Source organism: Methylocystis sp. NC52PC (assembly GCF_055698645.1).
Window position 1 is genome coordinate 3,592,833 of sequence record NZ_CP170127.1, and the last position, 21,997, is coordinate 3,614,829.

26 protein-coding genes and 1 tRNA gene are annotated in these 21,997 nt (G+C 66.5%); 11 read left to right on the forward strand and 16 right to left on the reverse strand.

Annotated features, from left to right (window positions below; genetic code table 11):
- Position 1: 1 nt before the first annotated feature.
- From hisD to ACETII_RS19685, 4 genes are all read right to left on the reverse strand, one after another.
- Entirely contained in the window at positions 2-1,303 is a 1,302-nt protein-coding gene (gene hisD, locus ACETII_RS19670; protein WP_363348911.1) for a histidinol dehydrogenase, read from the reverse strand.
- Positions 1,304-1,384: 81 nt separating this feature from the next.
- Positions 1,385-1,867, reverse strand: a complete 483-nt coding sequence (locus ACETII_RS19675; protein WP_363348913.1) for a DUF2948 family protein — start codon at positions 1,865-1,867, stop codon at positions 1,385-1,387.
- A 112-nt stretch (positions 1,868-1,979) separates the two neighbouring features.
- Positions 1,980-2,474 carry a VOC family protein gene (locus ACETII_RS19680; RefSeq protein ID WP_472786666.1) on the reverse strand — a complete coding sequence of 165 codons (495 nt, stop codon included), beginning with the start codon at positions 2,472-2,474 and terminating at the stop codon, positions 1,980-1,982.
- Positions 2,475-2,493: 19 nt separating this feature from the next.
- Positions 2,494-2,934, reverse strand: coding sequence for a MarR family winged helix-turn-helix transcriptional regulator (locus ACETII_RS19685; RefSeq protein ID WP_472786667.1), 441 nt, complete (start codon positions 2,932-2,934; stop codon positions 2,494-2,496).
- Between the two features lie 59 nt (positions 2,935-2,993).
- Here ACETII_RS19685 and ACETII_RS19690 point away from each other — a divergent pair, with 59 nt between their 5' ends.
- Positions 2,994-3,455, forward strand: coding sequence for a VOC family protein (locus ACETII_RS19690; protein WP_472786668.1), 462 nt, complete (start codon positions 2,994-2,996; stop codon positions 3,453-3,455).
- 9 nt (positions 3,456-3,464) lie between these two features.
- Here the strand turns inward: ACETII_RS19690 and ACETII_RS19695 are convergent, their stop codons facing one another.
- Entirely contained in the window at positions 3,465-3,656 is a 192-nt protein-coding gene (locus ACETII_RS19695; RefSeq protein WP_363348921.1) for a DUF6494 family protein, read from the reverse strand.
- Between the two features lie 66 nt (positions 3,657-3,722).
- A complete protein-coding gene (locus tag ACETII_RS19700) occupies positions 3,723-5,018 on the reverse strand; it encodes an adenylosuccinate synthase (protein ID WP_472786669.1) in 1,296 nt (431 codons plus the stop codon).
- Positions 5,019-5,215: 197 nt separating this feature from the next.
- On the opposite strand from ACETII_RS19700, the gene ACETII_RS19705 reads away from it, so the two are divergent.
- Entirely contained in the window at positions 5,216-5,686 is a 471-nt protein-coding gene (locus ACETII_RS19705) for a hypothetical protein (protein ID WP_363348925.1), read from the forward strand.
- A gap of 99 nt (positions 5,687-5,785) precedes the next feature.
- Positions 5,786-6,457, forward strand: a complete 672-nt coding sequence (locus tag ACETII_RS19710) for an SH3 domain-containing protein (protein ID WP_472786670.1) — start codon at positions 5,786-5,788, stop codon at positions 6,455-6,457.
- A gap of 26 nt (positions 6,458-6,483) precedes the next feature.
- On the opposite strand, the gene rlmH is transcribed toward ACETII_RS19710, so the two are convergent.
- The 3 genes from rlmH to ACETII_RS19725 all read right to left on the reverse strand — a co-directional run bounded on the left by rlmH (position 6,484) and on the right by ACETII_RS19725 (position 8,811).
- Complete coding sequence (gene rlmH / locus ACETII_RS19715; RefSeq protein ID WP_472786671.1) at positions 6,484-6,963, reverse strand: 23S rRNA (pseudouridine(1915)-N(3))-methyltransferase RlmH; 480 nt, start codon at positions 6,961-6,963, stop codon at positions 6,484-6,486.
- A gap of 19 nt (positions 6,964-6,982) precedes the next feature.
- Positions 6,983-7,405, reverse strand: a complete 423-nt coding sequence (rsfS, locus tag ACETII_RS19720) for a ribosome silencing factor (RefSeq protein ID WP_472786672.1) — start codon at positions 7,403-7,405, stop codon at positions 6,983-6,985.
- A gap of 434 nt (positions 7,406-7,839) precedes the next feature.
- Positions 7,840-8,811 carry a quinone oxidoreductase family protein gene (locus ACETII_RS19725; RefSeq protein WP_363348933.1) on the reverse strand — a complete coding sequence of 324 codons (972 nt, stop codon included), beginning with the start codon at positions 8,809-8,811 and terminating at the stop codon, positions 7,840-7,842.
- 178 nt (positions 8,812-8,989) lie between these two features.
- On the opposite strand from ACETII_RS19725, the gene ACETII_RS19730 reads away from it, so the two are divergent.
- Together ACETII_RS19730 and alr are read left to right on the forward strand one after the other, a co-directional pair.
- Entirely contained in the window at positions 8,990-10,246 is a 1,257-nt protein-coding gene (locus ACETII_RS19730; protein ID WP_363348935.1) for an FAD-dependent monooxygenase, read from the forward strand.
- A 70-nt stretch (positions 10,247-10,316) separates the two neighbouring features.
- Positions 10,317-11,465 (forward strand): alanine racemase, encoded by a 1,149-nt coding sequence (gene alr / locus ACETII_RS19735; RefSeq protein WP_363348937.1) that lies wholly within the window; start codon positions 10,317-10,319, stop codon positions 11,463-11,465.
- Here the strand turns inward: alr and ACETII_RS19740 are convergent.
- From ACETII_RS19740 to infA, 3 genes are all read right to left on the reverse strand, one after another.
- Positions 11,462-12,112 (reverse strand): DUF6629 family protein, encoded by a 651-nt coding sequence (locus ACETII_RS19740; RefSeq protein ID WP_472786673.1) that lies wholly within the window; start codon positions 12,110-12,112, stop codon positions 11,462-11,464. The genes alr and ACETII_RS19740 overlap by 4 nt on opposite strands.
- 91 nt (positions 12,113-12,203) lie before the next feature.
- Complete coding sequence (locus ACETII_RS19745) at positions 12,204-12,842, reverse strand: Maf-like protein (protein ID WP_363348941.1); 639 nt, start codon at positions 12,840-12,842, stop codon at positions 12,204-12,206.
- Between the two features lie 24 nt (positions 12,843-12,866).
- Entirely contained in the window at positions 12,867-13,085 is a 219-nt protein-coding gene (gene infA / locus ACETII_RS19750; RefSeq protein WP_016920926.1) for a translation initiation factor IF-1, read from the reverse strand.
- Between the two features lie 194 nt (positions 13,086-13,279).
- Between infA and xseA the strand changes: the two genes are divergently transcribed.
- Positions 13,280-14,824 (forward strand): exodeoxyribonuclease VII large subunit, encoded by a 1,545-nt coding sequence (gene xseA / locus ACETII_RS19755; protein WP_472786674.1) that lies wholly within the window; start codon positions 13,280-13,282, stop codon positions 14,822-14,824.
- Here the strand turns inward: xseA and ACETII_RS19760 are convergent, their stop codons facing one another.
- Positions 14,825-15,274: a hypothetical protein gene (locus ACETII_RS19760; protein WP_363348946.1), complete on the reverse strand. Its 450-nt coding sequence runs from the start codon at positions 15,272-15,274 to the stop codon at positions 14,825-14,827.
- Between the two features lie 274 nt (positions 15,275-15,548).
- On the opposite strand from ACETII_RS19760, the gene pal reads away from it, so the two are divergent.
- On the forward strand, positions 15,549-16,085 hold the full coding sequence (gene pal / locus ACETII_RS19765) for a peptidoglycan-associated lipoprotein Pal (RefSeq protein WP_363348948.1): 537 nt from the start codon (positions 15,549-15,551) through the stop codon (positions 16,083-16,085).
- Positions 16,086-16,157: 72 nt separating this feature from the next.
- Positions 16,158-16,233, forward strand: a tRNA-Trp gene (locus ACETII_RS19770).
- Between the two features lie 16 nt (positions 16,234-16,249).
- Here the strand turns inward: ACETII_RS19770 and ACETII_RS19775 are convergent.
- A complete protein-coding gene (locus tag ACETII_RS19775; protein WP_363348950.1) occupies positions 16,250-16,549 on the reverse strand; it encodes a hypothetical protein in 300 nt (99 codons plus the stop codon).
- Between the two features lie 719 nt (positions 16,550-17,268).
- Here ACETII_RS19775 and proB point away from each other — a divergent pair.
- Positions 17,269-18,399, forward strand: a complete 1,131-nt coding sequence (gene proB / locus ACETII_RS19780; protein WP_363348952.1) for a glutamate 5-kinase — start codon at positions 17,269-17,271, stop codon at positions 18,397-18,399.
- Positions 18,400-18,405: 6 nt separating this feature from the next.
- Here proB and ACETII_RS19785 read toward each other — a convergent pair whose 3' ends face one another.
- Positions 18,406-19,029, reverse strand: a complete 624-nt coding sequence (locus ACETII_RS19785; protein WP_472786675.1) for a class I SAM-dependent methyltransferase — start codon at positions 19,027-19,029, stop codon at positions 18,406-18,408.
- Positions 19,030-19,245: 216 nt separating this feature from the next.
- On the opposite strand from ACETII_RS19785, the gene ACETII_RS19790 reads away from it, so the two are divergent.
- Together ACETII_RS19790 and ACETII_RS19795 are read left to right on the forward strand one after the other, a co-directional pair.
- A complete protein-coding gene (locus ACETII_RS19790; protein ID WP_472786676.1) occupies positions 19,246-20,001 on the forward strand; it encodes a DUF2076 domain-containing protein in 756 nt (251 codons plus the stop codon).
- A gap of 147 nt (positions 20,002-20,148) precedes the next feature.
- Entirely contained in the window at positions 20,149-20,448 is a 300-nt protein-coding gene (locus ACETII_RS19795) for a hypothetical protein (protein WP_472786677.1), read from the forward strand.
- Positions 20,449-20,466: 18 nt separating this feature from the next.
- Here ACETII_RS19795 and ACETII_RS19800 read toward each other — a convergent pair whose 3' ends face one another.
- Entirely contained in the window at positions 20,467-21,915 is a 1,449-nt protein-coding gene (locus ACETII_RS19800; RefSeq protein ID WP_472786678.1) for an NAD-dependent succinate-semialdehyde dehydrogenase, read from the reverse strand.
- Positions 21,916-21,997: the final 82 nt, after the last annotated feature.

A 21,997-nucleotide genomic window follows, 5' to 3' on the forward strand; every position in this document is an offset into this window, starting at 1 on the left:
CCTACGCCCCGAGCGAATTGAGCCGGATCGAGACCGAGCGGGCGTGCGCCTGAAGGCCCTCGGCGTCGCCGAGCGTCACCGCCGCAGCGCCGATGGCGCGCAGCGAGTCCGCGTCGCATTTCAAAATCGAGGTGCGCTTGACGAAATCGAGCACGCTCAAGCCCGAGGAGAAACGTGCGGAGCGCGCCGTCGGCAACACGTGATTGCTGCCGCCGACATAATCGCCGACCGCCTCCGGCGTATAGGCGCCGATGAAAATGGCGCCGGCGTTGGAGACGCGCGCGGCCAGCTCTTCGGCGTCTTCGCTGATGATTTCGAGATGCTCGGCCGCGATGCGGTCCGCGAGCGGCAGCGAGTCCGCAAGCTTCTTGACCAGAATCACCGCGCCATAGTCGCGCCAGGAGGCCCCCGCGATCTCGTGACGCGAGAGCGTCGCAAGGTGACGTTCGACCGCCGCGACGGTCGCGTCGGCGATCTCCACGCTGTCGGTGATGAGAATGGACTGCGCCGACTCGTCGTGCTCGGCCTGGGCGAGGAGATCGGCGGCGATCCAATCGGGATTGGCGGTCTTGTCCGCGAGCACCAGCACTTCGGAGGGACCGGCGATCATGTCGATGCCGACCTGGCCGAAGACGCGCCGCTTTGCCGCCGCAACCCAGGCGTTGCCTGGGCCAACGATCTTCGCGACCGGCGCAATCGTCTTGGTGCCATAGGCGAGCGCCGCCACGGCCTGCGCGCCGCCGACCCGATAGATTTCGTCGATGCCCGAGCGCCTGGCGGCGGCGAGCACCAGCGGCTCGACATGGCCGCCGGGCGTCGGCACCACCATCACGATGCGCTTCACGCCGGCGACCTTCGCGGGCACGACGTTCATCAGCACCGAGGACGGGTAGGCCGCCGTGCCGCCCGGCACATAAAGGCCGACGGAATCGAGCGGCGACCAGCGCCAGCCGAGCTCCACGCCCGCCGCGTCGCGGTAACGCAGATCCTGCGGCTTCTGCTTCTCATGAAAAGCCGTGATGCGCTCGAGCGCCAGATCGAGCGCGACGAGCTGCTCCTTCGAGCATTTGGCTTCCGCCGCGGCGACTTCGGCGGCGGAGACGGCGATTCCCGTCTGCGCCAGGTCGATCCGGTCGAATTTCTTGGAGTAATCGACGAGCGCCTCGTCGCCGTGCGCGATCACGTCCTCGATGATGGCGCGGACGGTGGCGTCGACGTCCTGGGACGACTCCCGCTTCATGGCGAGCAGCGACACGAAGCGCTGTTCGAAATCGGGGGCGGCGGCGTCCAGGCGCAAAGTCATTTCCATCTCCAACCGGGTTTTCCCGGTTGTCATGACCTTCCGCGAGCGCTTTCGTCAAGTTTGATCGAGCCCCGAGCCCTTTCAGGGCGCGCCAGACTCGGAAGAAGAGAGCTCATGCGTCGGGCGGGCCGCGGTTTTCCAGCGCGGGCCGATGTCGCAAAGTTGGGCCTCGACGCATTCGACGTCGAGACAGATCGCCGCGCCGCCGGCGAAGGTCAGACGGATGACCCCGCCCGGCGGCTCGGGGCCCGCTTCGAAGGTGACGGCGAGTAGCTCGAGAATGGCGTCCGGCTCGTCGCGGGAGACGCGCGCGCAGCGCACCCGCTGCACGCTTTCAAAATGCAGGCCGGCCCGGCAGCGCTCGAGGCGCCCCTCCATTTCAGCCGTCCAGTCGAAGCGCGAGCCAACGAGCGCAAAGCGGCGCTTGGCCGGCAGATAGGCAATGTCTCCGACACGCACCAACGCGTCCTGCACATGCGCGGAAAGGAGCGCGAGATCTTCGCTGTCGAGCGCGTGCAGGCGCAACGCCGGCGCCGAGAAGCCATTTTCGAGCGGTGTGGCCATGCTGATCCTCCCTGCGCCGGATATGGCGAGAGGCGCGAGGGGACGCAAGTGCGCATTGGCTTCATGAGGGCGGGCAGGCTGGGAGGGCGGCGCCACGTCCCAGCCGCAACAGTCATTCGGTCTTTGGCGTGTCGTCACAGCCTTTGGCCATGGCCTCGCGGCCCGCGGCGGCGATTTCTTCGGGCGTCATGTCGCGAATATGCGTCGCGATGGACCACTCATGGCCAAAGGGGTCGACGACAATGCCGTAGCGATCGCCCCAGAACATGTCCGCGACCGGCATTTTCACGGTCGCCCCGGCCGCGACCGCCTGTGCGAAAACCTCATCGACGTTCGGCACGGCGACATGGATCGTCACGGGCGTGCCTTTGAGCGCCTTGGGGCCGAGGGCGCCCCATTCCGGCATTTCATCGACCAACATCAGCTTTGAATCGCCGATGCCGACGCTCGCGTGCATCAACCGCCCGTCCGGCCCCGGCATGCGCATCAGCTCCTTCGCGCCAAAGGCGTTTTTGTAGAACTCGATCGCTTCCGCGGCGCCGGCGCACACGATATGCGGGGTCAGCGTATGCACGCCCTCTGGAACGGGCTTGACCTGATCATTCATGTCTTCCTCCTGGTGACTGTCAGCGAATATTCTTGAGCGAGGCGCGCAGAGCGTCGCAGTCGGTCTGCGCTAGTTCCTGCTCGAGCGCCCGATGCGCAGCGCGCCAGATCGGCACGGCCAGAGCGAGCGAGGCGCGACCGTCGTCGGTCAGCGAGACCCGCCGCGCCCGCTTGTCTTTCTCGTCGGCGGCGAGCCGCACGAGGCCGCGCCGCTCCAGCGATTTCAGCGCCGCCGTCAGCGTCGTGCGGTCCATGGCCAGAAACTCCGCAAGCTTGCCGACCGTCGGCGACTGCGGCGCGTTCAGCGCCATCATCAGCGAGAACTGTCCGTTGGTGAGGCCGACAGGGGCAAACGCCCTGTCGAAGCGCCGCGCCAGCCGGCGCGCGGCCCTTTGCGTCGCAAGGCAGAGGCAGCTGTCGCGAACTTCATGGACGACCTCGATGGGAAGCGGCTTTGACATGGCGTAGTTACGTTGATATCAACCTTTATGGGTTTCGTCCAGTCCATAAGGAGCGCTCGATGCATGCGAAAGTGAGAACCTGCCTGGCCTTCACGGATCAGGCTGAGGAAGCGGCGCGCTTTTATGTTTCGCTGCTGCCCGGTTCGGAGATCGAGACCATCTTCCGGCCGGAACCCGACAGACCGGCCCTGACCGCCTTCTTCACGCTCGCCGGGACCCCTTATCAAGCGCTGAACATGGGCGATTACGCCACGCTGAACGACTCGGTCTCGATCTCGGTCGTGACCAAGGATCAGGAGGAGACCGATCGGCTGTGGGCGGCGCTGCTCGCCGACGGCGGCGCGGAAAATCGCTGCGGTTGGCTGAGAGATCGCTTCGGGCTTTCCTGGCAGATCGTGCCGGAAGTCCTGCCGCGCCTGCTGACCGCCCCCGACCGCGCCGCCGCCGGACGCGCGATGCAGGCGATGCTCGGCATGGCGAAGCTCGACATTGCGGCGCTCGAGGCGGCGTTCGCGGGCTAAAAAACCGCGTCAGCGCACGTCGATCTCGGACTGAACGACATGTTCGAGCGGCGTGCCTTCCGCCGTCAACGTCATGCGCAGCTTGAGCCTCTCGCCCGCGACCTTGTGCTCGCGCACGATGCGCTCGATCTCGCGCTGGGAGGTGACCCCCACCTCCTTGAGGAACTTGCGAACGGCCATATTGAAGGCGTCTTCGTCCATCGCCCGTCTCCCACTCACAACCAATGGCTAGCTAGCGCGCGCGGGCGGGAGCGAAAGGCGGCGGGCTTAGTCCTGAAACGGGTTGTGAACGAGGATCGTGTCGTCGCGTTCGGGGCTCGTCGAGAGCAGCGCCACCGGCGCGCCGATCAACTCTTCGATCCGACGGACATATTTGATCGCCTGCGCCGGCAACTCCGCCCAGCTGCGCGCGCCGCTCGTCGTCTCCTTCCAGCCGGGGAAGCTCTCATAAACCGGCGTCACCCGCGCCTGCGCGGATTGCGACGCGGGCAAACGATCGACCCGCTTGCCGTCGAGCATGTAATGGGTGCAGATCCTGATCTCGTCGAAGCCGTCGAGGATGTCGAGCTTGGTCAACGCAATGCCGTTGATGCCCGAGGTCTTCACCGCCTGGCGCGTGAGCACGGCGTCGAACCAGCCGCAACGGCGCCGCCGCCCGGTGTTGGTGCCGAATTCATGGCCGCGGTCGCCAATGAGTTCGCCGATGGCGTCGGTCAGCTCGGTCGGGAACGGCCCGCCGCCGACGCGGGTCGTATAGGCCTTCGCGATGCCCAGCACATAGCCGATGGCCCCTGGCCCGAGCCCTGAGCCGCTCGCCGCCGCAGCGGCGACCGTATTGGACGACGTCACATAAGGATAGGTGCCGTGGTCGACGTCGAGCAGCACGCCCTGCGCGCCCTCGAAGAGGATGCGCTTGCCGGCGCGGCGCTGCTCGTCGAGCAGATCCCAGACCGCGTCCATGAAGGGCAAAATCTTCGGCGCGACCGAGAGCAGCTCGTCGCGGAGCGCCGCCGGATCGACCGCCGGCAGGCCGAGGCCGCGGCGCAGCGGATCGTGATGGGCGAGAACCCGGGCGATCTTGTCGTCGAGCGTATCGGGCTCCGCGAGGTCCATGAGGCGGATCGAGCGCCGGCCCACCTTGTCCTCGTAAGCGGGGCCGATGCCGCGCTTGGTCGTGCCGATCTTGGCGCCGCCGCCGGCGGCCTCCTCGCGATGCGCGTCGAGCTCGCGATGCAGCGACAGGATCAGCGGCGCATTCTCGGCGACCTTGAAATTCTCCGGCGTGATTTCGACGCCCTGCGCGCGCAGCCGGTCGATCTCGCCGACCAGAAAATGCGGGTCGACGACCACGCCGTTGCCGATGACAGAGAGTTTGCCTGGCCGCACGATGCCGGAGGGGAGCAGCGCAAGCTTATAGGTCGTGCTATCGATGACCAGCGTATGGCCGGCGTTGTGGCCGCCCTGAAAGCGCACGACGACATCCGCTTCCAGCGAGAGCCAGTCGACGATCTTGCCTTTGCCCTCGTCGCCCCATTGGGCGCCGACCACCGCCACATTCGCCATGATGCTACTTCGCGCTGCCTGAAACGACAAAAAGCCCCGCGCGGTAACGCGAAGGGCTCGTTACGGGCGGGGTTTAGCGCAGGATCGCTGGACGGTAAAGCCCCGCAGGGACCGCCCGCCCCGCCGGAACTTCGCGCGCGCTGCGCGGTTGCCGTTGAATCGCCCCGGAACGGAGGGGCGCCCAAGAGGTCACCGCCATGGCTACCGCCGCCGCAGCCGACCGCGTCCAGCGCCACACCGACGAGGCCGTCAACCGCGCCATCCACGCCGAAATGCTGGAGCGGCTCGTTTATTTTGCCCTCCACCCGGAGCGGATCGAAGAAAGGCTCGAGCAACTCGACAGCGAGTGGGACATCGAGCGGGCGCTCGAAGCGAACGCCTCGACCTTCGCCCTTGGCGGGCTCACGCTCGGTTTCGCCGTCGACCGCCGCTGGCTCGCCTTGCCCGTTCTCGTATCGGGCTTTCTGCTCCAGCATGCGATGCAAGGCTGGTGCCCGCCGCTTCCCGTGCTCAGGCGCCTGGGCTTCCGCACCCAGCGCGAGATTGACCGGGAACGCTATGCGCTGAAAGCCCTGCGCGGCGATTTCCGGCAGGTCGAGGACGCCATGGAGCGTCTGCAGGCGGTGCGGGCGGAAAGAGGGGAGCCGGAGCAATATTGGCCGCAATAAGCGGCTGATTGGCGAGACCGCGACGTTTTAGGCTCTGGCGTCGAGCTTCAAAGGGTTGTTACTGTCGAACCGCCTACGGACAGTTCGAAAGAATTTCTTATGCGCCAGTTCTTTACAGCCGCGGCGGCGCTCTTTCTCGCCGCCCCTCTCTCCCTCGCCCTCGCGCAGGACGCGCGGAAGGTTCATCGGGTCTCGTTCAAGGACGGCCGCGCCGTTATCAGAGGCGCGGTTAAGGGCTACGACACGCATGATTACGTCTTCCCTGCCGGCGCAGGGGAGTCGATCGCGGTGAGCCTCAAGAGCCGCAAAGCATTCTTCAACGTGAACCCGCCGGGCTCCGAAGAGGCGATCTTCAACGGCTCGATCGCGGGAGAGACGTTCAGCGGCGCGGCGGCGGTAAGCGGCGACTATACCGCCCGCGTGTATCTGATGCGCAATGAGGCGCGGCGCGGCACGGTGGGGCCCTACACGCTGACCATCGAGCTCGGGCGCAAGGGCGCGACGGCCGCGCACGGACCCGACTTCGCCGACGGGCTCACGGGCGGTCCCGACAACTGGCAAGTGACCGGCGTCGGCGCGGGAGACACGCTCAAAATCCGCGCCATGCCCTCGCCAAGGGGCAAGCTCGTCGCGGAGGCGCCAAACGGCGCGACGCTGAAGAATCTCGGATGCCGAAACACGGGCGGCCAACGCTGGTGCCGCGTAGAAGGCTCCGGAAAGCTCGGTTGGGCGAATGGGCGCTATCTGCGGGAGGGCGGCGGGCAGGAGTAAACAACAGGAGTAACGACCAGGACGACTCAGGCCCGATGATAAGGATGGCCCGACAAGATCGTCATGGCTCGATAAACTTGCTCCGCGGCCAGAATGCGCACGAGCTGATGCGGCAGCGTCATCGCCCCGAATGAGAACGCAGCCGTCGCCCGCGCCCGGACGCTGGCGTCGAGCCCCTCCGAACCGCCCACGGCAAACCACAGCGCTTTGCGGCCGGCGTCGCGCTCGCGGCCGATAAAGCCTGCAAAAGCCGTGCTGTCCGCCGCCTTGCCGCGCTCGTCGAAGACGACGAGCCCGCAATCGGCCGGAAGCGACGCGAGCATCTCCTCGGCCTCGCGCGCCATCCGCTCGGCCGGGCTCTTGGCTTTGCTCTCGTCAATTTCCTTGAGCTCGAGCCCCTCGAGGCCGATCCGTCGAAGCGCCGCAATGCGCTCGGCGTAGCGCGCGTAAATCTCACGTTCGGGCCCGGCCTTGAGCCGGCCCACGCAAATCAGCCCCAATCGCACGGCTGGCCCGTCTGATCTGTCAGACGAGCCGTATCTCGACCGGACGGTCGCCGCCCCACATTTTCTCGAGGTTGTAGAATTGGCGCACCTCGGGACGGAAAATGTGGACGATGACGTCGCCGGCGTCGATCAGCACCCAGTCGCACTGGGGCAGGCCCTCGACGCGGGCGGAGACGCCCGCCTCCTTGAGCGCCCGCATCGCTTTGTCGGCGATGGCCCCGACATGGACGGTGGAGCGCCCCGTCGCGATGATCATTTCATCGGCGAGGGCGGTCTTGCCGCGCAGATCGATGGAGATGACGTCCTCGGCCTTTGTCTCGTCCAGGGCCTTGAGAACATTTTGCACGATCGAGCCGCCTGGCGGCGCTTTGGCGCCGATCCTCGGCTGGGAGGGGCGTTCCACTCCCGGATGAACACTCGTCGACAGCGTTGCAACCCTCATGCTTCGCGGCCTCTTTCCCGGCCGCTCTTAGAGGATGGGACCCTTTGTCCCTGATTGCAACATGAAAGCGCGCCGCTGGGCGCTCGCCGCAGAAAAAAACCCGGCTAAGCGGCCGGGTCTCTAGGCAGTTCAGGCTAATCGAGAGGCGGGAGGAACCTCAAAGCCGGAACGCTTGAAAATATAACTCAGATTGGGACTGATTGCTCGTTTCTTTTTTGTCACACAGCCTGCGCGAGGGGCGAATCGGCGCTTGAGGACAATCAAAAATCCGCCCGGGTTCGCAAATGGCCAACCCGGGCTGATTCGGTATTGGCCATGGATTCAATTCTCTAGGAGCCGGCCTCGATCCCGCCGCCGCGCCGTCGTGGCCTGAAAGCCACAGGCCCGGGGAATCCCGCCCAGGCTGTGGGTTCGCAGCCCCCCGAGGGGCCAAATTACGGAATGAGCACCATCGACCCCGCCGTCTGGCGTGATTCGAGCGCGGCATGAACGCGCGCCGCCTCGGCAAGCGGAAAGGACTGGGGCGCCTCGATGGTCAAATGGCCGCGCTTGATCGCGTGCAGCAAATCCTCGGCCATGTCCTCGTAATCGTCCCGCTTGGCGATATAGGTGAAAAGCGACGGCCGAGTCGCATAGAGCGAGCCCTTCTGCGCCAGCAGGTTGATGTCGAACGCCTCGATCGGCCCGGAGGCCGAGCCGAAGCTCACGAACATGCCGAGCGGCGCGAGACAGTCGAGCGAGGCCGGAAAGGTCGCGCGCCCGACGCCGTCATAGACGACATCACAGAGCCGGCCGCGCGTGATCTCCTTGACCCGCTCGGCGAAATTCTCTTCCCGGTAAAGGATCGTATGCTGCGCGCCGGCCTTGAGCGCGATTTCGGCCTTCTCGGGCGAGCCGACCGTGGCGATGACCTTGGCGCCGAGCGCGCGGGCCCATTGGCAAAGCAACTGTCCGACGCCGCCGGCCCCGGCGTGGATCAGCACGCGATGGCCCTTCTTCACCCGGAACGTCCGCCGCAGCAGATATTGGGCGGTCAAACCCTTGAGCATCATCACCGCGCCCTGCTCATAACCGACCGACTTGGGCAGATGGATCACCGAATCGGCGGCGATATTGCGCGCTTCGCTGTAGCCGCCCAGCGCCCCGACATAAGCGACCCGGTCGCCGACGTCGAAATCGTCGACCCCCTCGCCTACCGCGACGATCTGCCCAGCGCCTTCATGGCCCGGAATGAAGGGAAGCTCGGCGGGATAGGCGCCGGTGCGCCGATAGACATCGATGTAATTCACCCCGATGGCCTTCTGGCGAATCTGCACTTCGCCCGGCCCTGGCGCCGCAAGGTCGACCTCCTCCAATTGAAGCGCCTCGGGGCCGCCCGGCCGGTGAACGCGGATCGCCTTGACCATCAAAACCTCCAAACCTGAGACACGAAAATAGCGACTGATCCCGATCCAGATAGCACGTCATTGCGACAAAACAGCCGAGATCGGCCCGAAGGACGCTGAAACTTCTCCGCTTCGCCGCCCCACTCTCGCCCTCCGCCGCAGGGGCCGCTATAAAAGCGCGAAGATCAGGAGTTTCGTAATGACCGAGGTTTCCGCGCGGACTGGCGCGACCACGAAGACCGACATTCTGGTGGCCGGGGCGGGTTCCACGGGGCTCGCCGCCGCGCTGGCCTTCGCCCGTTCGGGGTTGAAGACCGCGCTCGTCGGCCGCATTCCGCCGCCGCTGCCGGGCCGCACGGTGGCGCTGTTCGAGGCCTCGGTCCGTTTCCTCGACGCGCTCGGCGCGCTCGGGCGCGTGAAGGAGCTCGCCTGCCCCGTCGAAGCGATCCGTATGATCGACGACACCGACCAGCTCTTCCCGGTGCCCGAATTGACCTTGCGGGCCAGCGAAGTCGATCTGCCGGCGCTCGGCGTGAACATTTCCAACGACGAGTTGGTCGGCGTGCTGCTCGACCTCGTCCGGGCCAAGCCCGAAATCGAGGTCATCGAAGCCGAGATCGTCGACTACGAGTTCACCAGCGCAGGCGCCGCAGCGATCCTCGCCGACGGCCGACGCATCGAGGCGGATTTCCTCGTGGCGGCCGACGGGCGCAACAGCCGCGCGCGCGCCGTCGCCGGCATCGACGTCAAGGAGTGGACCTATCCGCAGGTCGCCCTCACCATGATGCTGCGACACGAGTTTCCGCACGACAACATGTCGACGGAGTGGCACACGCGGTCCGGCCCGTTCACCCTCGTGCCGCTGCCGCCGCGAGAGGACGCGCCGCATCGCTCCAGCCTCGTCTGGCTGATGAGCGTCGCCGACGCCCGCCGCCGCCTCGCCAAGCCGCGCGAGGAGCTGGAATATGAGATCGAGGACTACGCCAAGTCCGAATTCGGCGCGATGCGAATCGAGAGCGACATCGGCCAGTTCCGCATGGGCGGCATGCAGGTGTCGAAACACGCCGCGACCCGCATGGCGCTCGTCGGCGAGACCTGCCACATTTTCCCGCCGATCGGCGCGCAGGGCCTGAATCTGAGCCTGCGCGACGTCGCCGATCTGGAAGACTGTCTCGCCAGCGTCGATCTGCGCAACGAACGCGAGTTGTCGCGCGCCCTCGCCCGCTACGACCGCCACCGCCGCGCCGACATCGGCTTCCGCACCCATGGCGTCGACGTGCTGAACCGCTCGCTGATCATCCCTTATCTGCCGGTCGACCTCTTCCGGGGCGCAAGCTTCATCGCCGTGGCCGCGCTGGGTCCGCTGCGCCGCGCGGTGATCCGCGAGGGCGTGCTGCCGCATCTGGTGCTGCCGCGCCTCATGCGCCGTCCGGCCCGCGAGGCGCGCGCGGGCTAGCGCCCCTTCGACTCGTAAGGTCGGAAAACGGCCATGCGCGCGCCGATTTTTCGGCCTATGGTATGCGCCCATGGGAATCCTCTCGCCCGCCGAGCGCCTCATCGCCGCCGCCGATCCGTCGGAGCCGGTCGAGACGGGAGCGCTCACGGTCGATCTCGGCGCGCTCGCCGCCAATTGGCGCCAGCTCGCGGCGCGCGCCGACGGGGCCGAATGCGGCGCCGTGGTCAAGGCCGACGGCTACGGGCTCGGCCAGGGCGCGGTCATGCGCGCGCTCGTCAAGGCGGGCTGCCGGACCTTTTTCGTCGCCAATCTGCTCGAGGGCGAGACCGCCCGGGCGCTTGCCCCCGACGCCGTCATTTACGTCTTCGACGGCGTCGCCCCCGGCTGCGCGCCGCGCCTTGCCGCCGCCGGGCTTCGCCCCTGCATCGGCTCTTTCGCCGAACTCGAGGAATGGGCCGCCACCGGGGCCCTGCTCGGCCGCAGGCTCGAGGCGGCGATTCATGTCGACACGGGCATGAACCGGCTGGGCTTTCCGCCAGGTGACGCCGCCGAAGCCGCGGCCCGGTCGAGCGGCGTCGCGCCCACGCTGATCATGAGCCATTTCCTCAGCGCGCAACTGCCCGACGCGCCCGTCAACGACCGGCAGATCGCCGCCTTCGACGCCGCGCGGGCGCATTTTCCCGGCGTCCCCGCCTCGATCGCCGCCTCCTCGGGCGTGTTTCTGCCGCAGCGGCCGCATTTCAATCTGGTGCGCCCGGGCTATGCGCTTTATGGCGGCAATCCAACTCCCGGCGCCGCCAATCCCATGCGCCCCGTTGCAAGACTTTCCGCACGCATCGTGTCGGTTCGCGATCTCGCTGTCGGGGACACGGTCGGCTACGACGGGGTCTTCATGGCGCAGCGCCCGACCCGCGTCGCGACCATCGGCGCCGGCTATGCCGACGGCCTGCCGATCTCGGCCACCGCCGCGCCCGGCAAGGCAGCGGGCGAGGCCGTCGTCGGCGGGTTGCGCTGTCCGTTCGTGGGCCGCGTGTCGATGGACTACGTGGTCCTCGACGTCACCGACGCGCCAAGGGAGGCCGCGCAGCGCGGCGCATGGGTGGAGCTTCTGGGCGACATGATCGAGGTGGAGGAATTGGCCTCGCGCGCCCGCACCATCGGCTATGAAGTGCTGACCCGCCTGGGCCGGCGCTATGCGCGCCGCTATCTTGGCGGCTAGCGCGTCTGCGCCTTGGCGGAACTGCCGACCGCCACATACAACAACCCGCTGAAAACGGCGGCGCTCAAGCACCAGACCGAATACCAGACCTCCCTCATCTCATGCAGCGTGTAGAAAAAGGACACGGCGGCGAGAGCGGCCAGGACGGTCAGCACGGAATTGCGGATAACGAGCAGCGGCAGGATCGCGACCGCGGCATAGGCGTAATTTGCGAATTCCGGCAGAGGCGTGTCGTATCGGATGACATAGCTCAGCGAATGACCGACGACATCGACGTCGATTCCGGAGGCGTTGGCGAGCTTGTAGGCCAGATAGCCGGTCACCATGAGACCGGCGGCCAGCAAGGCGTAACGCACCGGTCGACCGACTCTGGCCGGCTCGGCGAAGAAGGACGCCAGCGGGCTTAGAAAAGGCCAGAGCAGCACGGCGATGAGAATGTAAAGGTAGCGAAAAACGACGCCGTTGAAGCCGCCGTTCAACGACAGCCAGACGAATCCTTCGGTGAATTGATGAAGTGAAAAGATCGCCGGAAACACTGCGAAGCCGAGCATGGAGCGATCAACGCGGAGAGCCTTGCGGATCGTGGCGGCTCCGATAACCGCCAGCGCAGAACCAACGGCGAAGCTCGCTTCAGGGGAAAAGCACATAAACGCTCTTGGGTGAAAAGCTTCGCGACGGGCGCAAGCACAGGGCGCACGGACAAACCTCGGAGCCGCTTTCCTGGTCTTTCTGGTCCCGTTACGCCTTGGCGAACCAGGGCTGGAGAACCGGATAGCCTTCGCCGGCGAGCAGGGACACTGTCTCGTAAAGCGGCAGCCCGACCACCGCCGTATAGGAGCCAACGATCTTCACGACAAAGGTTCCGGCGAGCCCTTGAATGGCGTAGCCGCCGGCCTTGCCGCGCCACTCGCCTGACGCGAGATAGGCGTCGACTTCCAGAGAGCTCAGGCGTTTGAAGCGAAGCCGCGCCTCGACCAGGCGCTTGCGCTCATAGCCGCGCGGATTGATGAGGCTCACAGCCGTAAAGACGCGGTGCTGACGCCCGGAGAGGAGCTGAAGGCATTCCTCGGCTTCCTCTGTCGTGTCGGGCTTCGGCAAGGCGCGCCGCCCGACGGCGACGACCGTGTCGGCGGCGATCAGGTAGGATTGCTTCAAATCGGGATGCGCGGCCCGCACCTTCGCGGCGGCGGCAGCCTTCTCGCTCGCCAGGCGGATTGCGAGCGCGCGGGGCGATTCGCCCCTGTGCGGAGTCTCGTCAATATCGGCGGGCAGCAGCGCGTCCGCCTCGAGGCCAGCCTGCTGCAAGAGCGCGAGGCGCCGCGGGGAGGCCGAAGCCAGAATGAGCTTTGTCTTGGGGGCGGCGGGGTCGGCAGTCACGAAAGATCTCCGCCTGAAAAAGAATTACCGGAAACGATAGGTGATGCGTCCTTTGGTCAGGTCATAGGGCGTCATCTCGACCAGCACCTTGTCGCCCTCCAGCACGCGGATGCGGTTCTTGCGCATCTTTCCAGCCGTGTGGGCGATGATCTCATGGTCGTTCTCGAGCTTCACCCGAAACATTGCGCTGGGCAAGAGTTCGGTGACGATTCCGGGAAATTCGAGTAATTCTTCCTTCGCCATGTGGTTCCTTTTGAGCGCGCTTCGCCCCTGCGACAGGGTCAGATAGCGCTGGAAAGCAAAAAGGCCGCTCGCCCGGTCGGGCGGCGGAGTTGGCGCGGAACCTAATCGAGAAAGCGGCATTTGTGAACCGAAGAGTTTGAGCGGCCGATCGCGCAAGGGTCGCCCGCTCTTCGGAAAGGCGCCATAGTCCGCGCATGCAGGCGGAAGACGACCTCACCGTTCCGCAAGGAACCAACGCCCCCGAACTCAGCGTCACGGAACTCGCCAATGCGCTCAAGCGCACGGTCGAGGACCGGTTCGGCCGCGTGCGCGTGCGGGGCGAGATTTCGAATTATCGCGGGCCTCACGCCTCCGGCCACGCCTATTTCTGCCTCAAGGATCAGGGCGCGCGGCTCGACGCGGTGATCTGGAAAGGGACCTTCCTGCGCCTGCGCACGCGGCCGCAGGAGGGGCTCGAAGTCGTCGCCACCGGCCGCATCACCACTTTTCCCGGTAAATCCTCCTATCAGATCGTTATCGAATCGATGGAGCCCGCCGGGGTCGGCGCGCTGATGGCGCTGCTCGACGAAAGGCGCAAGAAACTCGCCGCGGAGGGGCTTTTCGACGAATCGCGCAAGCGCCCCCTCCCCTTTCTTCCGAAGGTGATCGGGGTCGTGACCTCGCCGACCGGCGCGGTCATTCGCGACATTCTGCACCGCTTGAACGACCGCTTTCCGCGCCGCGTGCTGGTCTGGCCGGTGCGCGTGCAGGGCGAGACCTCGGCGGCCGAGGTCGCGGCGGCGATTGAAGGCTTCAACGCCCTGCCGGTCGACGGGGCCATCCCGCGCCCAGACGTGCTGATCGTCGCGCGCGGCGGCGGCTCGCTCGAAGACTTGTGGAGCTTCAATGAGGAAGCGGTCGTTCGCGCCGCGGCGGCGAGCGCCATCCCCCTCATCGCGGCCATCGGCCACGAGACCGACGTCACGCTCATCGACCATGTCGCCGATCTGCGCGCTCCAACCCCTACTGGCGCGGCGGAGAAGGCCGTCCCCGTCCGCGCCGAACTCATGGAGCATCTCGCCGGGCGGGGGCGGCGGCTCGCTTTGGCGAAATCACGCGCGCTGGAGCAGCGCCGCAACGCGCTCGCAACCTTCGCCCGCCTCCTGCCGACGCCCGAGCAATTATTGCAGACGCCGCGCCAGCGCCTCGATCGCGCCGGCGAGCGGCTGCGGGCGACGCTGCGCGCCGCGCGCGACGCGCGCCGGCTGCGCCTGTCGCGGCTGGCCCATGCGCTCGCCGGCCATTCGCCGCAGGCGGAGCTCAGGGGCAAGACCGAGCGGCTCAGAGGTCTCGGCCAGCGCCTGCAGCAGGGTCTCGCCGCGCGGATGGCGCTCGCCCGCCAGCAGATGCGGGGCGACCGTCAGCGTCTGGAGGCCGCCGCCGCGCGCCTGACGCGGGCCATGGAGACGCTGGTCGACCAGCGCCGAGACCGGCTCGCGCGGCTCGCCCGGCTTCAGGATTCGCTCAGTCACAAGGCGGTGCTGGCGCGGGGCTTCGCGCTGGTGCGGGACGAAAAGGACGCCCTCGTGCGCAGCGTCGCCCAGGCGCCCGCCGGGACGGCGCTCAGAATTGAATTCGCGGATGGCCGCGTCGCGGTCCGGGCGGGGGAGACGGAGGCGACGACCCCGCCGGCGCCGGCCGCCGCGCTGAAACGCAAGCCGCGAAAGGCGACCGAAAGCGATCAGGGCTCTCTGTTCTGACTATTCGAAGCGCATCTGGAAGGCGACGATGCTGCGCTGCATTGGCGCGCGCGGGATGTAGCAGAAGACATTGGTCGAGAGCCTTGCCTCCTGGCAGTGCCCATGCGCCTCCGACCAATCATAGCCCAGCCCATCCATGCAGGCCCTGATCTTCTGCTCGATGAGCTTGGGGTTTCCGCGCCGCTCCAGAGGGAAATCGCGCTCCACCTGATATTCGCAGTCCGTCACGTCCATCTTCATGCCTTCGAAATAGCGGCCGCTGGCGCCGCTGGTGACGAACATGGCTTCCGTGGCGAGGATGAAGAGGAGACCGACGGCCAAGGCCACCTTGCCCTGCGTCTTGGTCTTGAAGAAATGCAGATCCAGCAGCGAGAGCAGGCCGATCGCAAGAAGGCCGCCGCCGATAAACAGCGTGATGGGAGACAAAAACGGCGCGATGCCCTCATTCATGTGTGCTCTCCAAACCCGCGCCGCTCGCTAATGATAGTGCCGGATACGGGCCGCGCAAGCACGCCCACACGCCAAAGCCCGCGCCCCCATCTCGGCGCCGGGGGCGTCGCCGTTCATCTTTCGTTAACCCTTTAACCCTTTATTAAGGAAGAGATAAAGTCACTCAAATGTGGCCGGTTCCACACACCGTTCGTCAAGGTTGACGGAACCTTCGTTTAACCTTCCCGCGGCTAGGACTGTGGCAGTCCACGAGTCGTGACAGGAGTTTTACCCCATGCTGCTTCCCGCGAGCGCCCGCTGCGCCAGTTTCGCCCTCGCCCTCACGGCCGCCCTGGCCATGGCGGGCTGCGCGAAGAACACGGCGGATGAGGCTGGCGACCTCGCCGGGGGCGTGGGCGGCCCCGGCGGCCGCGGCGGCATCGCCCGCGGCGGCGTCGGCGCGCCGGGCAGCCCGCAGGACTTCGCCAGCAACGTCGGCGACCGGATTTTCTTCGAGACGGATTCCACCGAGTTGACGGCGGCGGCCCAGGCGACGCTCGACAAACAGGCGGCGTGGCTCAACCGCTACGGCCGCTACAGCTTCGCCATTGAAGGCCACGCCGACGAGCGCGGCACGCGCGAGTATAATTTCGCCCTCGGCGCCCAGCGCGCCGAAGCGGCCAAGAACTATCTGATTTCGCGCGGCGTCGCCGCCTCGCGCGTCCGCACCGTGAGCTACGGCAAGGAGCGGCCCGTCGCGGTTTGCGACGATATCTCGTGCTGGTCGCAGAACCGCCGCGCGGTCACCTTGCTGCCGGGCGGAAATTCCTGACGCCAACGCAACAACGCCCTTGCGTCGGCGGCGCTGTTGCGGCATGAGAAGCGCGCGCCGTGCGGCGCCCGCAGGAGTGTAGCTCAACTGGTAGAGCACCGGTCTCCAAAACCGGGGGTTGGGGGTTCGAGCCCCTCCACTCCTGCCATCCGCTCCGTCAAATCTCACTGCAAAATCCAGTATTCGTCCGGGTCGCCCCTCTTATGGACCTTGACCACGCGACTTAGCGGCGGCGTCGTCTCGATCACCAGTTGATCGGCCGGGATCATCTGGCAGTCCTTGCTCTTCATGCCGCGCTGGATCAGAAGGCGCGCAGCCTGATAGTCGGATTGATCCGCCAGTTCGAGGACGCGCGCCATCGCGCTCCTTTCCTTGCACGCGGGATAGGACGGCCCGCCGGCAGTTGCGCCTGTCGAGGAAAAGGCGACCAAGGCCGCGACAGCGGAAAGCGCTATGAGCCTCATTTCAGGCTCCCGTTGTGAGTGGCGTCGACTTCTACGTGTCGCCGCCTGCTCGGCGGGCAAGCGCAGTTCCATGCGCAAATAATGAGCTCAGATGCACAGGGGGCGATCAGCCCCCCGCGAGCTTGACTGCAGCTCCGGCGATCTCGGCGACGAGCACGGAGAGCACCACGGCGTTGATGATTGTGGCGCGAATAAACATGAATAAGAGATTGACCGAAACTCACAGACTTTGAATTAGCAGAAACCGGGCGGCGTTATGCCGCGCCCTGCCCCGTCCGACGCGGGGTGTCCGCTAGACAGAAACCAAAAAGACATAAGCTGCGAAAATCAGTATTCCGAGGTCGACGCCCAACATCTTGCCTCTCCCCTGTTTGACTTCGTCGAGATTAGGAGAAACGGGGGCTATTCGCTGTGCGGGATAACACACGCGCCGTCAATTTGCGGCTAGAGCGGCCATCAAAGCAGGCAGGAGCGCGCTGATCTTGACGACAAAGAAGGTCACGGACGCCGCCGCCATGGCCTTGAGCAATATTTCTCCTTGCGGATGCATGGGCTGATCCCTCCCGCTCTGAAAGGGGATAGCTGACGCGGGAAGGTCGGAAGGCAAGCGACGCGCGGCGCCGCCGAACAACCGTCGGCCCAAAGCGCATTTGCAGTCGCCCCCTCGCTGGGCTAACTCTCCCGCGCCCTCATGAATCTCTTAGGCTTCCTCGACAAAGATGATCCATCGCGCGCCCGACATCGCCTCCTTCCGCCGCATCGTCGTCAAGGTCGGTTCGTCGCTCCTCGTCGACCCGCAGGAAGCGTCCGCGAAGCGAGGCTGGCTCACCCGCCTCGCCGACGACATCGCAACGCTTCATCGCGGCGGCGCCGATGTGCTGGTCGTCTCGTCGGGGGCCGTCGCGCTCGGCCGCAGCGTTTTAGGCTTTCCGCCCGGCGCCTTGAAGCTCGAGGACAGCCAGGCCGCCGCCGCCGTCGGCCAGATTGCGCTGGCCCGCCTCTGGGCCGAGGCGCTGCATACGCGCGGCCTCGTCGCCGGCCAGGTGCTCGTGACCTTCGGGGATACGGAGGAGCGCCGGCGCTATCTTTACGCGCGCGAGTGTCTCACGCGGCTGCTTTCGCTGCGGGCCGTGCCGGTCATCAATGAAAACGACACGGTCGCCACGGCCGAAATCCGCTATGGCGACAATGATCGTCTCGCCGCCCGCGTCGCAACTATGGCGAGCGCTGATCTTCTGGTGCTGCTCTCGGATGTGGACGGGCTTTATACCGCCCCGCCGGCTTCTGATCCCAACGCCCGCCATATCCCCGTCGTGCCCCGCATCACGGCCGAGATCGAGGCCATGGCGGGGGGCGCGGCGTCGCAATATTCGCGCGGCGGCATGCGCACCAAGGTCGAGGCGGCGAAGATCGCCACGACCGGCGGCGCCCATATGGTCATCGCGGATGGCCGCGCCGAGGGGCCGATAGAGCGCATCGCCAAGGGGGAGCGCTGCACCTGGTTCCTGACGCCCTCGAACCCGGTGACCGCCCGCAAGAAATGGATCGCCGGCTCACTCGAGCCCAAGGGCGCCGTCCATATCGACGAGGGCGCGGCGCGCGCGCTCGCCTCGGGAGCGAGCCTGTTGCCGGCGGGAATCACCCGCATCGAGGGCGCCTTCGCGCGAGGCGACTGCATCGTGATCCGCAACCATCGGGGCGGCGAGATCGGCCGAGGCCTCGTCACCTACGACGCCGTGGACGCCGCGAAGATCCTGGGTCGCTCGACCAAGGACATTGAGGGACTCTTGGGTTTCAAGGGGCCGGACGAGATCATCCACCGCGACGACATGGCGCTCGGGGGCGAATAAGCCGCGTCACGCGATGCGGCGGAAGGTCGAGAACTGAAAAGGCTGCGCCGCGCCCCAGGGCGTCCTGTGCTCGTGCCGGCGGCTGTCGATCAACGCGAAATCCGGCCCCAAGAGCGCGCTCAGGCTTTCGGCGTCGTGGCGCATGACCGGAAGTCCGCTGCATTTTTCCGGGCCGTCGAGCGCGAAGGCGCCGATGATGGCGTGCCCGCCGATCCGCAGGGCGGCCTTCAGCCGTTCGACATAGGCGCCCTGCTGCTCCGGCGTGGTGAGAAAATGCAAGGCGGCGCGATCATGCCATAGATCGTAGGATTCTGACGGCCCCCATTCGGTGACGTCGGCGACGATCCATTTCACTTTGTCGGCCTGGTCGCCCAGCCGGGCGCGCGCAGCTTGCAGCGCCCGCGCCGAGAGGTCCAAAACAGTCACATTGTCGAAGCCAGCCGCCAAGAGGCCGTCGACAAGGCGCGACGCTCCGCCGCCGACATCGATTATCGCGGAAGACGGGTGGGCGCCGACGAGCCGAACAAGGTCCAGAGAAGGGGCCGGCGTCTCCTGGAACCAGCTTAGCTCCGCCTCGCCCTTGGCGCCGTAGACATGGTCCCAATGCGCTTGTTGGTTGGGGTTCTCCACGGTTAACTCCGGCAAGGGCGATCGACGACTCGTTATTTGGGCCGGGGCCCTCGAATGCGCAACGAACGCCCGCGCGGCTGCCCTGCTTCCGCCTTGCCGCCGCCTTTCCAAACTTTAACCCGGCCTCCCCCCATGCCCGGTCTTGGCGCCTTTCCGCGCCTCCCCCATATTTGCAGTCGCCGCGCCTGATGGGCCGGTTCCTATGGGGAGAGACTGATGTCACCGGAAGAACGTCAACTGCTCGTCGGGCTGTTCGAGCGCACGAAGAGCGCCGCAAACGGTCCTCGCGACCAGGAGGCGGAAACTTTCATCAGCGAGCAGATCAAGCAGCAGCCGGCCGCGCCTTACCTCCTGGCGCAGACGGTCATCGTGCAGGATCAGGCCTTGCAGGGCGCCAACGCCCGCATCGAGGAGCTCGAAGGGCAGGTGAAGAATTTGCAGTCCAAGCCCGCGGGCGGCTTTCTTGGCGGGCTGTTCGGCGGCGGTCAGCGCCAGGCCGCGCCCCCGCCGCGTCCGGCTCCCGCCGCGCCGACCGGCCCGTGGGGCGCGCCGCAGGGCGGCCGCAATCCGGTCGCCGGCGGCTATGCGCCGCAGGGCTGGGGCCAGCAGCAGGCGCCCGCGCCTGATGGCGGCGGCTTCCTGAAAGGCGCATTGGGCACAGCGGCGGGCGTGGCGGGCGGCGTGCTGCTCGCCGACGGCATCCGCAACCTGTTCTCTCACGGCTCCGGCTATGGCGGCATGGCCAATCTCGGCATCGGCTCGGGCTTCTCGCCCGCGAGCGAGACGGTCGTGGTCAATAATTACTATGGCGACGAGCCCGGCGCCGGCGGCTCTGACGCCGGTTACGATCAGGGCGACGACCAGTCGCGCGTGAGCGACGCCGACTACAGCACCGACCCCGGCTTCGACGACGGCGGCGGGTTCGATGACGGCGGCTTCGACGACGGCGGCGACGGCGGCTTCGACGTCTGACGCCAGAACACCGACAACAGCAACCCGCCGGGAGACCGGCGGGTTTTTTGCGCCTCCTGTGCGCAGGCGCACAAACTTCGGGCTGGCTACGGCGTAAACCCCTTCTTGTTCGCAAGACGAACACACGAAACAAGAAGGGGCCCGACCATGAACCGCATCTTCTCCAGCAAATCCGCCGCCAACTTCCTGCGCATCGCCGCGATCGTCGGCGTCGTCGGGCTCGGCGCGGATGTCGGAGTCGCGACCGCCAAGGTCTTTTTGTCGAAGGCTGACGCCGCGCCCGTCGCCGCGAACGTCTCCAGCGTGAAGCCCTTCATCCTCGCGCTCGACACCGAGACGAAGGCCGAGACCGACAAGAAGGAATGCCGCGAAGTCGTGGTCGAGACGGACGAAGGCTATGGCGTGCGCGGCACGGTGACCCGCACGGTCTGCCGCAAGGTCCTGTGATCTGCGTGCAAGCGCCGATCACATGCCGCCGAGGCAGACGTATTTCATCTCCAGATAATCATCGAGCCCGTAGCGCGAGCCTTCGCGGCCAAGCCCAGAGTGTTTCACCCCGCCGAAAGGCGCAACCTCCGTGGAAATGAGGCTCTCGTTTACGCCCACCATTCCGAATTCGAGCTTTTCGGCGACGCGAAAAATGCGCGCCACGTCGCGGCTGTAGAAATAGGCCGCAAGTCCATAGGGCGTGGCGTTGGCGAGGCGGATCGCCTCCTCCTCCGTGTCGAAGGGGATGACCGGCGCCACCGGACCGAAGGTTTCTTCCTGAAAGATCAGCGCCTCCGACGGCACATTGGCGAGCACGGTCGGCTCGAAGAAGGTTCCGCCGAGCGGATGACGCGCGCCGCCGACGAGCACCGTCGCCCCATGCGAGACGGCGTCGGCAATATGGCGCTCCACCTTGTCGACCGCCGCCGGCTCGATGAGCGGGCCAACCGCGACGCCCTCCTGCGCTCCGTCTCCCACCTTCAAGGCGCCGGCCGATTCGGCCAGCCGCCGCGCAAAGGCGTCTGCGACGCCGCGCTGCACGAGAAAGCGATTGGCCGAAATGCAGGTCTGTCCGCCATTGCGATATTTGGTGGCGACAGCGCCCGTTACGGCGCGCTCCAGATCTGCGTCTTCGAAGACGATGAGCGGCGCATTGCCGCCAAGCTCCATCGAGCATTTCTGAATATTGTCGGCCGCCTGCCGCAACAGGATGCGGCCGACCTCCGTCGAGCCCGTGAAGGTGAGCTTGCGCACGATCGGATTGCGGGTCAGCTCCTGCCCAATTGGAACCGGATCGCGGGCGGTCACGACATTAATGACCCCCGCCGGCGCGCCCGCGCGCTGCGCCAGTTCGATCAGCGCAAGCGCCGAAAAGGGGGTCAGCTCCGCGGGCTTCACCACCATTGTGCAGCCGGCGCCGAGCGCCGCTCCGACCTTGCGGGCGAGCATGGCGGAGGGAAAATTCCATGGCGTGATCGCCGCCGTCACGCCGATCGCCTGCTTCAGCACGAGAAGCCGCCGATCCATGGCGCCCGCTACGATGTCGCCATAGACGCGACGCCCTTCCTCGCCGAACCAATCGATATAGGCGGCGCCATAGGCGATCTCGCCGCGGGCCTCGGCGAGCGGTTTGCCCTGCTCCGCCGTGATGATCCGCGCCAGGCGCTCCTGATCGGCCATCACAAGCTCGAACCAGCGGCGCATGATCTGCGCCCGCTCCTTGGCGGGGCGATCGCGCCACAGCGGCAGCGCGCGCTCGGCGGCTTCGATCGCCCGACGGGTTTCGTCGACGCCCATGTCCGGGACGTGGCCGAGCGTCGCGCCGGTTGCGGGATTATGCACGGGGAAGGACGCGCCGCTGTCCGCCTCGACCCAGTCGCCGCCGATGAAAGCGCGTTCGATGAAGGAAGGCTGCGTCTCGCTCATTGCCTCGTTCTCCTGCCCCGCGCCAATTGCGGCGCAGGCGTTCCGTTACACGGTGCGGGCTTCAGGAAAGGTTTAAGTTTCG

Excerpts from the sequence above, each read along its gene's own strand:
- hisD (WP_363348911.1), bottom strand. The coding sequence starts at position 1,303 with ATGACTTTGCGCCTGGACGCCGCCGCCCCCGATTTCGAACAGCGCTTC.
- ACETII_RS19675 (WP_363348913.1), bottom strand. The coding sequence starts at position 1,867 with ATGGCCACACCGCTCGAAAATGGCTTCTCGGCGCCGGCGTTGCGCCTG.
- ACETII_RS19680 (WP_472786666.1), bottom strand. The coding sequence starts at position 2,474 with ATGAATGATCAGGTCAAGCCCGTTCCAGAGGGCGTGCATACGCTGACC.
- ACETII_RS19685 (WP_472786667.1), bottom strand. The coding sequence starts at position 2,934 with ATGTCAAAGCCGCTTCCCATCGAGGTCGTCCATGAAGTTCGCGACAGC.
- ACETII_RS19690 (WP_472786668.1), top strand. The coding sequence starts at position 2,994 with ATGCATGCGAAAGTGAGAACCTGCCTGGCCTTCACGGATCAGGCTGAG.
- ACETII_RS19695 (WP_363348921.1), bottom strand. The coding sequence starts at position 3,656 with ATGGACGAAGACGCCTTCAATATGGCCGTTCGCAAGTTCCTCAAGGAG.
- ACETII_RS19700 (WP_472786669.1), bottom strand. The coding sequence starts at position 5,018 with ATGGCGAATGTGGCGGTGGTCGGCGCCCAATGGGGCGACGAGGGCAAA.
- ACETII_RS19705 (WP_363348925.1), top strand. The coding sequence starts at position 5,216 with ATGGCTACCGCCGCCGCAGCCGACCGCGTCCAGCGCCACACCGACGAG.
- ACETII_RS19710 (WP_472786670.1), top strand. The coding sequence starts at position 5,786 with ATGCGCCAGTTCTTTACAGCCGCGGCGGCGCTCTTTCTCGCCGCCCCT.
- rsfS (WP_472786672.1), bottom strand. The coding sequence starts at position 7,405 with ATGAGGGTTGCAACGCTGTCGACGAGTGTTCATCCGGGAGTGGAACGC.
- ACETII_RS19725 (WP_363348933.1), bottom strand. The coding sequence starts at position 8,811 with ATGGTCAAGGCGATCCGCGTTCACCGGCCGGGCGGCCCCGAGGCGCTT.
- ACETII_RS19730 (WP_363348935.1), top strand. The coding sequence starts at position 8,990 with ATGACCGAGGTTTCCGCGCGGACTGGCGCGACCACGAAGACCGACATT.
- alr (WP_363348937.1), top strand. The coding sequence starts at position 10,317 with ATGGGAATCCTCTCGCCCGCCGAGCGCCTCATCGCCGCCGCCGATCCG.
- ACETII_RS19740 (WP_472786673.1), bottom strand. The coding sequence starts at position 12,112 with ATGTGCTTTTCCCCTGAAGCGAGCTTCGCCGTTGGTTCTGCGCTGGCG.
- infA (WP_016920926.1), bottom strand. The coding sequence starts at position 13,085 with ATGGCGAAGGAAGAATTACTCGAATTTCCCGGAATCGTCACCGAACTC.
- xseA (WP_472786674.1), top strand. The coding sequence starts at position 13,280 with ATGCAGGCGGAAGACGACCTCACCGTTCCGCAAGGAACCAACGCCCCC.
- ACETII_RS19760 (WP_363348946.1), bottom strand. The coding sequence starts at position 15,274 with ATGAATGAGGGCATCGCGCCGTTTTTGTCTCCCATCACGCTGTTTATC.
- pal (WP_363348948.1), top strand. The coding sequence starts at position 15,549 with ATGCTGCTTCCCGCGAGCGCCCGCTGCGCCAGTTTCGCCCTCGCCCTC.
- ACETII_RS19775 (WP_363348950.1), bottom strand. The coding sequence starts at position 16,549 with ATGAGGCTCATAGCGCTTTCCGCTGTCGCGGCCTTGGTCGCCTTTTCC.
- proB (WP_363348952.1), top strand. The coding sequence starts at position 17,269 with ATGATCCATCGCGCGCCCGACATCGCCTCCTTCCGCCGCATCGTCGTC.
- ACETII_RS19790 (WP_472786676.1), top strand. The coding sequence starts at position 19,246 with ATGTCACCGGAAGAACGTCAACTGCTCGTCGGGCTGTTCGAGCGCACG.
- ACETII_RS19795 (WP_472786677.1), top strand. The coding sequence starts at position 20,149 with ATGAACCGCATCTTCTCCAGCAAATCCGCCGCCAACTTCCTGCGCATC.
- ACETII_RS19800 (WP_472786678.1), bottom strand. The coding sequence starts at position 21,915 with ATGAGCGAGACGCAGCCTTCCTTCATCGAACGCGCTTTCATCGGCGGC.